General features: G+C 61.2%; 11 protein-coding genes and 1 pseudogene. 4 read left to right on the top strand and 8 right to left on the bottom strand.

The window, feature by feature from the left end:
• Positions 1-21: 21 nt before the first annotated feature.
• Positions 22-1,209, bottom strand: a complete 1,188-nt coding sequence (locus AB5I78_RS09795) for an MFS transporter (RefSeq protein WP_369302653.1) — start codon at positions 1,207-1,209, stop codon at positions 22-24.
• A 91-nt stretch (positions 1,210-1,300) separates the two neighbouring features.
• Between AB5I78_RS09795 and AB5I78_RS09790 the strand changes: the two are divergent.
• A pseudogene (locus AB5I78_RS09790) lies at positions 1,301-1,845 on the top strand (TetR/AcrR family transcriptional regulator).
• 675 nt (positions 1,846-2,520) lie between these two features.
• Here AB5I78_RS09790 and AB5I78_RS09785 read toward each other — a convergent pair.
• From AB5I78_RS09785 to AB5I78_RS09770, 4 genes are all read right to left on the bottom strand, one after another.
• Positions 2,521-3,300 (bottom strand): ABC transporter permease, encoded by a 780-nt coding sequence (locus tag AB5I78_RS09785; protein WP_058420148.1) that lies wholly within the window; start codon positions 3,298-3,300, stop codon positions 2,521-2,523.
• A complete protein-coding gene (locus AB5I78_RS09780; protein ID WP_145166060.1) occupies positions 3,297-4,229 on the bottom strand; it encodes an ABC transporter ATP-binding protein in 933 nt (310 codons plus the stop codon). Before AB5I78_RS09780 ends, AB5I78_RS09785 begins: the two co-directional genes overlap by 4 nt.
• 134 nt (positions 4,230-4,363) lie before the next feature.
• A complete protein-coding gene (locus tag AB5I78_RS09775; protein ID WP_369303406.1) occupies positions 4,364-4,981 on the bottom strand; it encodes a glutathione S-transferase family protein in 618 nt (205 codons plus the stop codon).
• A 56-nt stretch (positions 4,982-5,037) separates the two neighbouring features.
• The gene (locus AB5I78_RS09770; RefSeq protein WP_369303407.1) at positions 5,038-5,697 is read right to left on the bottom strand and encodes a transglutaminase family protein; all 660 of its coding nucleotides are present in this window, start codon (positions 5,695-5,697) and stop codon (positions 5,038-5,040) included.
• Positions 5,698-5,888: 191 nt separating this feature from the next.
• On the opposite strand from AB5I78_RS09770, the gene AB5I78_RS09765 reads away from it, so the two are divergent.
• Positions 5,889-8,336: an acyl-CoA dehydrogenase gene (locus tag AB5I78_RS09765; protein ID WP_262210726.1), complete on the top strand. Its 2,448-nt coding sequence runs from the start codon at positions 5,889-5,891 to the stop codon at positions 8,334-8,336.
• Positions 8,337-8,411: 75 nt separating this feature from the next.
• Complete coding sequence (locus AB5I78_RS09760) at positions 8,412-8,819, top strand: PA2817 family protein (RefSeq protein WP_010567536.1); 408 nt, start codon at positions 8,412-8,414, stop codon at positions 8,817-8,819.
• A 129-nt stretch (positions 8,820-8,948) separates the two neighbouring features.
• Here AB5I78_RS09760 and AB5I78_RS09755 read toward each other — a convergent pair whose 3' ends face one another.
• Positions 8,949-9,881 (bottom strand): LysR family transcriptional regulator, encoded by a 933-nt coding sequence (locus tag AB5I78_RS09755; protein ID WP_262206861.1) that lies wholly within the window; start codon positions 9,879-9,881, stop codon positions 8,949-8,951.
• An 89-nt stretch (positions 9,882-9,970) separates the two neighbouring features.
• On the opposite strand from AB5I78_RS09755, the gene AB5I78_RS09750 reads away from it, so the two are divergent.
• Entirely contained in the window at positions 9,971-10,597 is a 627-nt protein-coding gene (locus tag AB5I78_RS09750; RefSeq protein ID WP_369303408.1) for an alanyl-tRNA editing protein, read from the top strand.
• Between the two features lie 201 nt (positions 10,598-10,798).
• Here the strand turns inward: AB5I78_RS09750 and AB5I78_RS09745 are convergent, their stop codons facing one another.
• Positions 10,799-12,373 (bottom strand): alkaline phosphatase, encoded by a 1,575-nt coding sequence (locus AB5I78_RS09745; RefSeq protein ID WP_369303409.1) that lies wholly within the window; start codon positions 12,371-12,373, stop codon positions 10,799-10,801.
• Positions 12,370-12,924 (bottom strand): GNAT family N-acetyltransferase, encoded by a 555-nt coding sequence (locus tag AB5I78_RS09740; RefSeq protein WP_369303410.1) that lies wholly within the window; start codon positions 12,922-12,924, stop codon positions 12,370-12,372. Before AB5I78_RS09740 ends, AB5I78_RS09745 begins: the two co-directional genes overlap by 4 nt.
• Positions 12,925-13,001: the final 77 nt, after the last annotated feature.

Genomic DNA, 13,001 nt, shown 5'->3' with positions numbered 1-13,001 from the left:
TTGCCAATATAGACACTCGAGCTAAACCGTTGCCTTGGCTCGCGCCGCCCCCTGGATCAGCAAGCCTGCCAGCGCGCCGAGCGCCAATACGATGAGCACTGCGCCATAACCATCGGTGGTGGCGATCAGGCCAAACACGCGGCTCAGGTTGCCCGCCAGCAGGGCCGGCACGCAGAACGCCAGGTAGCTCAGCACATAAAAAGCCGACATCAGCCCGGCCCGCTCATGGGGTAACGCCAGGCTGACGATACTGCGCACACTGCCCATGAACCCGCCGCCGAAACCGAAGCCTGCAATCACACTGGCAACAAAGAACAGCCACAGGCTGGCGCTCTGCACCGCAACCAGCAACAACGCCACGCCCACCGCCAGCAGGACCGCGGAGAGACGCATGACCTTGTCTGCCGGGTGCTCGCGCAGGCTGTAAATCATCACCGCACCGCTCAAGGTCACGACTGCAACCAGGCCGCCGCCGATCAAATGCGAGGTCGAACCAGTTGCCGCCCGCACCAGCGAAGGCGCCAGGGATGAAAAGAACCCGCCCAGCGCCCACACCGCTACATTCAGCGGCATCGCCAGCCACAAGGCCCGACGCGCCTGCGCGGGGACATGCAGGGTGGGCGCCAGCGACCTCAAGGCACCCGGTAGGCGGCTGACGGTTTCCGGCAAGCGCCACACATAAAGCGCCTGAAGCACCATCAGGCCCAGCAGCGTGAAGTAAATCAATTGGGTCGGGCGTGGCGCGTATTCCACCAGCAAGCCACTGCCCAAGGCACCGCAGGCCATGCCCAACAGCGGCGCGAGGCTATTGAGCATCGGCCCGCGCAGGCGGTCGGTGTCCAACAGCGTCGCCGCCAGCACCGCGGTTGCCGTGCCCGTGGCGAAACCTTGCAGCGCCCGGGCGGCAATCAGGTAGGCGGTGCTGTCAGCATTGATAAACAGCAGCATCGCCACAATATTCAGCAACAGCGCGGCGAAAATCACCGGCTTGCGCCCCACGTGGTCCGACAGCGAACCGACGGTCAACAGCGCCGCCAGCAAGCTCACGGCGTATACCCCGAAGATCACCGTCAGCATTGCTGCGGAGAAATGCAGGTTGTCCTGATACACCTGATACAACGGCGTCGGCGCGCTGGACGCAGCCAGGAAGGTCAACATCGTGATGACCAGGAACGCCAGGCTGGAACGTTGAGAAATGACGCTAGACATGTGCACACTCCGCTAAAGCTAATATTTTGCTTTTGCAGAGTGTGCTACTCGCAAGCGCTTAAAGCAAATTCTTTGTGTTAAGGTTTTACGCATGGCGATTAAAGAAGGCCTTCGCCCGGGGGCCGCAGTGCCCGGGTTCAAGAATCAGTGCATAACGCCGCTCGCGAATTGCTGGAAGCCCATGAGCGTTCCAGCGTTACCGTGCCGATGATCGCTGCTCGCGCGGGCGTCACGCCGTCGACCATCTACCGCCGCTGGGGCGACTTGTCTGCGCTGCTCGCCGACGTGGCGCTGGAACGCCTGCGCCCAGACAGTGAACCCGCCAACACCGGCAGCCTGCGCGGCGATTTGCGTGCGTGGGGCGAGCAATACCTGGACGAAATGAGTTCCGAGCTTGGGCGCAACATGATGCGCGACGTGCAGTGCAGCCATCCCCGGGACTACTGCAGCAACATCCTGATGGGCCAGATGCAGGTCATTCTCGACCGCTACCAGAGCACCCACGACGTACTGCCGAGCCTGGACCGGTTGCTCAACCTGATCGCCGCGCCCACGGTGTACCGCAGCCTGTTTGCCAGTGCGCCGCTGCCGGTTGAAGAACTGCATGAACTGATCGAGCTGGCACTTAAAGGCTAAGGGCCCAGCGCCTGCAGAAAAGCAGCGCTTGGCAGTCTGACAGACCACCCGATCTTGAGAGCTAAACTCGATCAACTTGTGGGAGCGGGCTTGCTCGCGAAGGCGGTGGGTCAGTCAACTCATGTGTAGCTGACACACCGCTTTCGCGGGCAAGCCCGCTCCCACATTTGGATCTCTGTACTTCAGATAGAAATGTGTTGCTGTGCTTTTGCCCTGCTTTTGCTTCTACCACTCAGGTCGGCTTTCAGGCCGCCGTGCTCAGCTTTTGATCTTGCTCTTGACTTTGATCTGACAGGCCCCGTCAACCACGCTGGCCGAACGCAGGCTTGAATCCGTGGGTAACCCGGCAGGACGCCGGGTTAGCCGCGTTGGGCCATGGATGGCCCGTCGCGGCGGCCCACGGATTCAAGCCTGCGTGAGGGCACACCGAGCCTAGGCGAGGTGCCGAGTGGTGGGGCAAAGACCTTTTGGTTACTTTTGGGGCGTTTGCCAAAAGTGACCCGCTGTAAGAGCGGAACCGCCAGCCGCCGTTACCGCAGCAACGGATATTTACTCATATCCACCTAAACAAGTACCTAAAGCCCGCCATCTCAGGCAAGCCAGCTCCCACACGGTTTTCGTGCACTCCATAAAAAAGGCCTCATAAAGAGGCCTTTTTTTATTCCAACTGACTGCTTACGTACGCATCCCGCGCCCGCTCACCAGCAACCGCGCGCAGCCGACATACAGCACCACGGTGGCCACCAGCATGAAGGTGATCGCCACGCTGATCTTGATATCCGACACGCCCAGTATGCCGTAGCGGAAGGCGTTGACCATGTGCAGCACCGGGTTGGCCAGCGACACGGTCTGCCAAAACGGCGGCAGCAAAGTGATGGAGTAGAACACCCCACCCAGGTAGGTCAGTGGCGTCAGCACGAAGGTCGGGATGATCGAAATATCATCGAAGTTGCGCGCGAACACCGCGTTGATAAAGCCCAGCAGCGAAAAGATCGTCGCCGTCAGCACCACCACCAAAATGGTGACGCCCAGGTGATGCACTTGCAGGTGAGTGAAGAACAGCGACAGCAAGGTCACGATCACGCCCACCATCAAGCCACGCAGCACACCGCCCAGGGTGTAGCCGATCAGGATGGTGTGTGGCGACACCGGCGACACCATCAGTTCTTCGATGGAACGCTGGAATTTGCTGCCGAAAAAGCTGGAGACCACGTTGCCGTAGGAGTTGGTGATCACCGACATCATGATCAGGCCCGGCACGATGTATTCCATGTAAGTGAAGCCACCCATGTCGCCGATCTGGCGGCCGATCAGGTTACCGAAGATCACGAAGTACAGGACCATGGTGATCGCCGGCGGCAGCAGCGTCTGCGGCCAGATCCGGGTAAAGCGCTTCACTTCGCGGTAGACGATGGTCTGCAGCGCGACAAGGTTGGGTTGCAGTTCGGAACTCATACCGCCACCTTCGCCAGATTTTTCTCCACCAGGGACACGAACAACTCCTCAAGGCGATTGGTTTTATTACGCAGGCTCAGCACTTCGATGTTCTGCGCGGCCAATTGGGTGAACAACGCCGTGATGCCCATGGCTTTGTCCACCTGGACTTCCAGGGTATGACCATCGACCAGTCGGCTTGGGTAGCCAAGCAGCTGCGGCGCCACCGACAGGTTGTTTTTCAGGTCGAGCAGGAAGGTTTCCACATGCAGCTGGCCCAGCAGGTTACGCATGCTGGTGTTCTCGACAATGGTGCCGTGGTCGATGATGCCGATGTTGCGGCACAGCTGCTCAGCCTCTTCCAGGTAATGGGTGGTGAGGATGATGGTGATGCCCTTCTCGTTCAGCTCGGTGAGGAAGGTCCACATCGAGCGACGCAACTCAATGTCCACACCTGCGGTGGGCTCGTCGAGGATCAGCAGGCGCGGTTCGTGCACCAGCGCACGGGCGATCATCAGGCGGCGCTTCATGCCGCCGGACAGCGAACGCGAAGGCACGTCGCGCTTGTCCCACAGGCCCAGCTGGGTCAGGTACTGCTCGGCGCGCTCCTTGGCGACTTTCGCCGGGATGCCGTAGTAGCCAGCCTGGGTCACGACGATGTCGAACGTCTTTTCAAACTGGTTGAAGTTGAATTCCTGGGGCACTACGCCGATGGAACGCTTGAGCGCCGCCGGGGATTTGTCCAGGTCATGACCAAAGATATTCACCGTGCCGCTGGTCTTGTTGACCAAGGTGGAGAGGATACCGATGGTGGTGGATTTGCCGGCGCCGTTAGGGCCGAGCAAAGCGAAGAAGTCACCTTCAGCAACATCCAGATCGATACCACTCAGGGCCTGGAAACCGTTGCCGTAGGTTTTGGTTAGCTGCCGGATGGACAGAGCGGAACTCATATCGGAATACGCACCAAAGAAGGGAATAGAAACAGTAGATGAGGGCGCAGCCCAGGTAGTTCAACGGCGGCGCATGACAGGCATGGTGCTTGCCCGCGCCGCACAAGTACAGTCACCCGTATTAATAGTGGGTATTAAGTCAACGCGGTCATCACCGCTTTACGGTACGCCGGCCGTTGCTGCAGACGGTGATACCAGGCCTCTAGATGGGGCATCGAAGGCCGTTCGATGGGCATTTCGAACCAGGCATAAATAAAGCTGCCGAGCGGGATATCGCCCATGCCAATTTCGTTGCCCGACAGGTAAGGCTGCTCTGCCAGGGCTTTATCCACGGTGCTCAATGCGTCGATACAGGCCTGGCGCCCGGCATTGATGCTGTCCCAGTTCTGTTTTTCCGGCGGGGTGCGCAGGATGCCCCAGAACACCGCCTTGAACGGTTCGGCGAGGGTCGAGGTGGTCCAGTCCATCCACTTCTCGGCATTGGCCCGGGCTTGCAGGTCGCTTGGGTACCAGCTCGACGCCTGCTTGGCGCAGAGATAACGCACGATGGTGTTGGACTCCCACAGCACAAAGTCGCCATCTTCGATCATCGGCACCCGGCCATTGGGGTTCAGCGCGCGGTATTGCGGTGTATCGACCACACCAAATGCCCCGCCCGCATCAATTGCTTCATAGTCCAGGCCGAGTTCCTCGGCGCACCACAGTGCTTTCCTGACGTTTGATGAATTTTTACGACCCCAGATTTTCAGCATGACCGCGCCTTATCGTTGATGAACATGGCTTGATGAACGCAGCAGCATACGCCGGTTCAGGCGCGGCTTAAATCGCTCTGCATGTCCCCCAGCAGGGTCGGCATGTCCTCGGCAAACAGGTGCGGGTAACACTGCTGAATATGCGCGAAGAAAAACCCCTCCGGCACGTCGGAAAACTGCCCGTGGTCCCGCACGTACTCCATCGAGCGCCGGCCCTTGCGGTTGAAGGCGTGAAACACGCTGTCGTTGATACCGTCGAATTCCAGCGGCGGTACATCAAACACCTCGCACAGCTGCTGGTTGAACGCCGGCGTGGCCTTGACCCAACGGCCACGCAGGTACAACTCGGTGTAGCCGTGCATGGCGAACACATCGCTTTTGAGCAGGGCGATCAGGCGCGGTGTCGAAAGGTGATTGCGCACGTCCGCCAGGCCGATGCGTGCCGGGATGCCGCAGTGGCGGGCACAGGCGGCCAGCAGGGTGGCCTTGGGCACGCAATAGCTCTCACCGGCGGCGAGGGCAAAGCTGGCGCTCAAGGTGCCTGGGTCACGGCTAAAGGTGTAAGGGTTGTAACGAATCGCCTCACGCACGGCGTAATAAAGACTGACTGCCTGGTCACGTAAATCCGCGCTCGGGCCGCGATGTTTTTCGGCGAACTCCACCACCGCAGGGTGGTCACTATCGATGAAGCGGCTGGGACTCAGGTACGTATCCATGCGCGTTATCTCCGAAGGAAGCCTTGAGTCTAACGACTGGTCTGGCGCAGAGATAACGACGATTCGGCCAAATGTCGGCGCCTGGTGGTCGGTGCTTCGCGTACAACTCGTTACACCCTGATCACCGCGCTTTTTCGGATGCCGACTAAGCTCCATGGTGGTTTCGCCCCTGGTTTCACGGAGGATTGAATATGCTGTTGTTGTGGATACTGGTTCTGGTGGTCGGCATTGCCTACTTGGCACACCGCCGCACCGCGCCCCTGCCCGCCCTGGGCGTGGTCGCCGTTTACCTGCTGGCGATGGGTGCCTGGAGCCACGCACCGGGTTGGCTGCTGCTGATCTTCTGGGTATTGATCGCCGCCGTGGCCCTGCCCTTGCTGCTGCCCGACCTGCGTCGTCAATACTTCACCAAGCCGCTGTTCAGCTGGTTCCAGAAAGTCCTGCCGCCGATGTCCGAGACTGAGCGCGACGCGATTGATGCCGGCACCGTGTGGTGGGATGGCGAACTGTTCAGCGGCCGCCCCGATTGGGACAAGTTGCTGGCCTACCCCAAGGCGCAACTGACCGAAGAAGAACAGGCCTTCATCGACGGCCCCACCGAAGAACTCTGCGCGATGGTCAGCGACTGGGAAATCGGCCAGGCCATGGACCTGCCGCCCGCCGCCTGGGAGCACATCAAGACCCACGGCTTCTTCGCCCTGATCATTCCCAAGGAATACGGCGGCAAGGGCTTCTCGGCCTATGCCCACTCGCAGGTCGCGATGAAACTCGCCACCCGCAGCGGCGACCTGGCGTCCACCGTGATGGTGCCCAACTCCCTCGGCCCGGCCGAGCTGCTGCTGCATTACGGCACCGACGAGCAACGCAATCACTACCTGCCGCGCCTGGCGCGTGGCGATGACATCCCATGCTTTGCGCTGACAGGCCCACTGGCCGGCTCCGACGCCGGCGCCATGCCCGACACCGGCGTGATCTGCAAAGGTGAATGGGAAGGCAAGGAAACCCTTGGCCTGCGCCTGAACTGGGAAAAACGCTACATCACCCTCGGCCCGGTCGCGACCCTGCTGGGGCTGGCGTTCAAGGCGCATGACCCGGACCACCTGCTGGGCGATAAAGAAGACTTGGGCATCAGCCTGGCGCTGATCCCGACCGACACCCCCGGCGTCGAAATCGGCCGTCGTCACTTGCCGCTGGGCGCTGCGTTCATGAACGGCCCCAACTCCGGCAAAGACGTGTTCATCCCCCTGGAGTTCCTCATCGGCGGCCAGGAAATGCTCGGCAAGGGCTGGATGATGCTGATGAACTGCCTGTCGGTGGGCCGTTCGATCTCCCTGCCTGCGGTCGGTACCGGTGCAGCCAAGTTCACCAGCCTGGTAACGGGCCAATACGCCCAGGTGCGTGAGCAGTTCAACGTGCCGCTGTCGGCGTTCGAAGGTATCCAGGAAGCCCTGGCGCGCATCGGCGGCAACGCCTGGCTGATGGACAGCGCACGCATGCTCACCGCCAATGCAGTCGACCTGGGGGAGAAACCCTCGGTGCTGTCGGCCATTCTCAAGTACCACCTCACCGAGCGCGGCCGCGAATGCATCAGCCACGCCATGGACGTGCATGGCGGCAAGGGCATCATCATGGGCCCGAACAACTACCTGGGCCGTAACTGGCAAGGCGCGCCGATCTTCATCACCGTGGAAGGCGCGAATATTCTTTCGCGCAACCTGATGATCTTTGGCCAGGGCGCGATTCGCTGCCATCCGTTCGTGCTCAAGGAAATGGCCCTGGCCGGCCGCGAAGACCGCGATCAGGCGTTGAAGGAATTCGACGGCCTGCTGATGCAACACATCGGCTTTGCCGTGAGCAATGCCGCCAGTACGCTGGTGTTGAACCTGGGCGTGGGTCACTTCGAGAAAGCGCCGGGCAACCGCCTGAGCCAGGGTTACTTCCGCGCACTGAACCGTCAGGCTGCTGCGTTCGCCCTGCTCGCTGACTTGAGCATGATGCTGCTGGGCGGCGAGTTGAAACGTCGCGAACGCCTGTCGGCACGCCTGGGCGATGTGCTGAGCCATATGTACCTGGCGTCGGCGGCGCTCAAGCGTTACCACGACCTGGATTCGCCGGATCATCTGGAACCGCTGTTCGCCTGGGCCATGGAAGAAAGCCTTGGCGAGTCGGAGCGTGCGCTGGATGAGCTGCTGAGCAACTTCCCTAACAGGGTGCTCGGTTGCCTGCTGCGGGTCATTGTGTTCCCGTTCGGGCGCCGCCACACCGGGCCTTCCGATGCACTGGACGCCGAGGTGGCCGCGGTGATTGGGCGTGCCAAAGGCGACCCGACCCTCGAAGAGCTGCTGGCGGGCTGCTACCGCCCGCAATCGGCAGAAGATCCGGTCGGCGCCCTGCAACACGCTTACGACCTGCTCGGTGCCAGCCACCCGCTGCAGAAAAAACTCCACGCGGCGCTCAAAAGCGGTCAGGTCAAACCCACCGCTGGCGAACACGCCATCGACGCTGCCCTGCATGCCGGCGTGCTGCAACCGGGCGAAGCGCAAACCCTGCGCGACGCCGAAGCTGCACGGCGCAAGGTGATCGACGTGGATGATTTCAGCAAGGAAGAGCTGACCCAGGCTGAGGGTAAAGTCCGCTGATACCAGCGGTCATATAAAAACGGGCGCTTGAGCTATATACTCTCGCGCCCGTTTTTGCTTTAGAGGACTTATCTCGTGTCCAACGTCGTTGCCGATCATCTCGTCTTGCTCGACCACTTGCGCAGCATCCTGGTTGCCGTCGGCGAAGCCGAACAGGTGCCCGAGGAAAGCCACACCCTGTTTCTGGAGCGCTTCGACGAATTGCGCGCCCTGCTGCCGATCGACCCGATCGAGAGCCAGTACCTGGGCCAGGACCTGATGAGCCAAGTCATCCTGCGCTACCCGCAGATCGCCCACCTGGTGCCGCGCGACCTGCTGTGGTTTTTTGGCGGTGATTGCCTGCACTTCATGCCGGATGAAGAACTGGACCTGTACCAAGCCCTGGAAGAGCGTCGCTTCGAGGCCGAACAGAACGACGAACCGTTCGACTGGAACCAGGAAAAGCAGCTGCTGGCCATGCCGCAAGACCAGAGCAAGCACTGATCTGCAGGCCACAACCGAACTAAATGTGGGAGCGGGCTTGCTCGCGAATACGGCGGATCAGTCAACATGTTTGGCGACTGACACACCGCATTCACGAGCAAGCCCGCTCCCACCTTTTAACCGCGTTCCCTACCTTCGACGCAGTGTCGGTTCGCGTGCCATACACTCGACCAGATAATCAATAAACACCCGCAACTTCGGCGGCAGATACCGCGTCGGCGAATGCAGCAACCACGCCTCGCCATGATAAGAGGCAATAAAATCCCACGCCGGCAGCACCTGCACCAAACGCCCCTCCTCCAACGCATGCCGCGCAGTGAAGTACGGCAAGCTGCCAATGCCCACATGCTGCAACACCGCATCCAGCCGGACCCCGGTGTGATTCGCCGCATACCGTCCGCGCACGCCAACCGTCACCGCTTTGCCGCCCTGGCGGAATTTCCAGCGCGAATCGCCCGGGGTTTCGCCCAGGTAAATGCAACTGTGTTCGAGCAAATCATGCGGATGGCCCGGCGTGCCGTGCTCGGCCAGGTACTGCGGCGTCGCGCACAGCAAATGTTCGATGGGCAACAATTGTCGGCCGACCAACCCGGGCGGTGGGCTGTCGGTGATGCGGATGCTCAGATCGACATTGTCATCGATCAAGTCCACGTGCCGGTCCTCAAGAATCAACTGCACATCCACTTTGGGATAGCGGCGCAAGAACTCCGGCATATGCGGATGCACCACGAACCGCCCGACCGCCTTGGGCACGCTGACCCGCACCAGCCCTTCGGCCTCATGGGTAAACTGGCCGCTGATTTCCATCACCGAACGCGCCGCGTTGACCATTTCCTGGCAACGCTTGAACACCTCTTCGCCCCCCTCGCTCAGGCGCAATTTGCGTGTAGTGCGTTGCAGCAACCGCGTGGCCAGGGCCTGTTCGAGGCGCGAAATACTGCGGCTCACCGCCGAGGGTGAAACGCTCAGTTGCCGCGCGGCTTCAGAGAAGCTGCCGGTTTCCACGACTTTGACGAAAATCGCCATTTCACCCAGCAGAGGCAGAGGAAGATTGATGCTCATGACGCACAGGTCCATTGATAATTGAACGGATTATCACCCATCTACGCACTATTTATACTGCCCGTAGAACCCTGATGCGGATGTAGATGATGACCGAGCGCCTGTTTTTCACCCATGACCACCTGACCGACGAGCTTGAAGTGCTGGCTTGTACGCCGCACGAGGACCAGTTTGCCGTCACGCTGCAGTCAACCCTCTTCCATCCGCAGGGCGGCGGGCAACCGTTCGACACCGGTTGGCTCGGCGACAGCCAGGTGGTGCGCGTCACCCAGGAAGCCGATCGCGTCGTGCACTATGTTGACCGCCCTGTGGCGCCCGGCCTGATCACCGCACGGGTCGATGAACAGCGCCGCGCCCTGTACACGCGCCTGCATTCGGCCGGGCATCTGATTGGCAATGCCGGGGAAAGCTTGGGCTGGATGCCGATCAAAGCCCATCACTGGCCGGGCGAATGCAAAATCACCTTTATCCGCGGGCAAGCGGCGCAAGCCGTTGACGCCGAGGCGTTTCAAACCCGAATCGACCGATGGATCGCCGCCGACTACCCGCGCCACATGAGACTGGAAGACGGCACCCGCGAAGTGGGTTTCGGTGCATTGCCGGCCTACGCCTGTGGCGGCACGCACGTGCAAGCGTTGAGCGAGCTGGGCAAGGTGACCATCCTGGCCCTGTCGGAGAAAAAGGGCGCGCTGTCGGTGCGTTACAGCCTCGACTAAAATCCCAGCGACAGCGCCTCCTGTGGCGAGCGGGCTTGCCCCGCGTTGGGGCGCGAAGCGGCCCCAATACAGTCACCGCATTTTTTCAGAAAGAGGTAATTGTCAGGTTTTGGGGGCTGCTTCGCAGCCCAACGCGGGGCAAGCCCGCTCGCCACACCAAGCCCGCTCGCCACACCCAACCTGCACGCCCCCCACTGTGCATCAAACCGCAATCGCCCCCGCCCTCCCCGGCTCCACCACAAACGACTTGAGCGTCGACACCGTCGCCGCCGGGTCACGTGGGTCAGTGATCACCCGGAAGTTCGTCAGCATCTTCGACGCCTCAAGCTTCACCGACACGTACCCACGCTGGCGACTGTCGAAGAACTTCACGTGCGGATTGAGCGGCAAGATCTGGCTGAAGGCGTCAAAGGGCGGGCCGTCGGAGGTCACCGAGCTGCCGACAAATTCGGTGGCAACGATGGGCGAGTCCGGATTGTTGCCGTCGGCATGCAGGTCGGTGGTCCAGAACGAATGGATATCACCGCCCCAGAACACCGGGTTCTTGACCTGATTGCGCGTGATGGACGCCAGCATGCGTGAGCGGTTGGCCATGTAGCCGTCCCAGCCATCGGTCCAATGCCCGACCTGATGGCTGGTCAGGTCACGCTGGATCAGCGGCGCCACCAGCAAGTCCTGGGCGATCACATTCCACTGCGCTTTCGACTGGGCAAAACCCTGGTCGAGCCAGGCTTCCTGTTGCCAGCCAAGCATCGTGCGGCCGGGGTCGCGCAGGTCCTTGCAGGTGTTGGCGGCGATATGCCCCTGGTGACTGCCGTTAGCCTGAATACACGGCTGCTCGGAGCGGTATTGACGGCCATCAAGCACATGAAAACGCGCCAGCCGACCATAATCGAGGCGCCGGTAAATGCGCATGTCCGGCCCTTTCGGCACACTGCTGACACGCAGTGGCATATGTTCGTAAAACGCCTGGTACGCCACCGCCCGTTGCCTTAAAAACTGCTCAACCGGAATCTTCGGGTCCTGGGACCAGCGGTTGGCGTAGTCATTCTGCACCTCATGGTCGTCCCACGTGGCCACGCTGGGTGCTGCCGCGTGCAAAGCCTGCAGGTCCGGGTCGGTTTTATACAGCGCGTAGCGGTTGCGGTAGTCACTCAGGCTCACGGCATTGCCGCTGCCGTGCGGGCGGATGATCTTGCCTGAGTCCGCTGCATACGAGCTGTCGTAGATGTAATCGCCGAGAAAAAACACCAGATCGGGTTGCTCCGCCGCCAGGTGACGGTAGGCACTGAAGTAGCCACGCTCCCAGTGCGAGCAGGAGACAAACCCCACGGTGGCCGCCGCCATGGCGTGCAGCGGCGGCGCGGTACGTGCCTGGCCCACCGGGCTCTGTGCGCCGAGGCCGTCGAACTGATACCAATACGGCCTGCCCGCTTCCAACCCGGCAACCTCGACATGCACCGAATGGGCAAACCGCTCAGTCGCCATGACATCGCCTTGCTTGACGATACGCGTCATCGCCGCATCACTGGCCACGCGCCAACGCACCGGCACGGCGCGGCTCAACCCGCCGCGCCCGTCCGCAGCATTGAACAGCGGCGCCAGGCGCGTCCAGATCACAAAGCCATCGGGCAACGGGTCGCCGGAGGCCACGCCGAGGGTGAACGGGTAATCAACCCCGGCACTGCGCGCAAATGGGCTTAAGATCGAAAACGCGGTGGCAACCGCCAGCCCGCTCAGTACGCGGCGCCGATCAGCGTCCACGCCGCCCTTCACAACGCACGCTCCCAGTCGTCACGCACGCTGGCGAATCCCAGCAAGTCCTCATACACGCCATTTTTGAGAAACGCTTCGCGCATGCAGCCCTCGTAGCACAAGCCGATTTTCTGCATGACCCGCGCCGATTCCTGGTTGCGACCAAAACACTGGCTGCCGACGCGCTGCAACCCCAGTTCGGTGAAGCCGAAGTCCATCACTGCACGCGCCGCTTCTGCGGCGTAGCCCGCGTTGCGACGATGGGCCGCCACCCAGTAGCCAAGGTGACCATAGTGATGACGGGCGTTGATCCGCAGGCTGACCATGCCGATCAATTCACCGGTTTCGCGCAGGTGCATGCCCAGGCCCAGCAGTCCGCCCGCACGGTATTTTTCCTGCATCTGCGCGATAAACGTCTGCGCGACTTCCAAGGTGTAGGGCGACGGAATGTTCGCGGTGTTGTCGGCAATGGTGGGCTCGTTGACGAGGCTGAAAAGTATCTCGGCCTGGCTCATTTCCAGCGCCTGCAATAGAAGTCGTGGTGTGGATATTTGAGGCAGTGCAGTCAGCATACGGGGCAGCCCTCAAGGTAAATTCTTTCAGAATGTACGCCCTTCGTGTCAGTTTCATTACGTCATGAAACCGCAAG

The sequence above is a fragment of the Pseudomonas sp. N2-3-1-14 genome (genome assembly GCF_041228395.1).
Lineage (GTDB): Bacteria > Pseudomonadota > Gammaproteobacteria > Pseudomonadales > Pseudomonadaceae > Aquipseudomonas.
The sequence above is the reverse complement of the archived record's forward strand: the minus strand, read 5'-3'. Positions and strand labels throughout refer to the sequence as shown.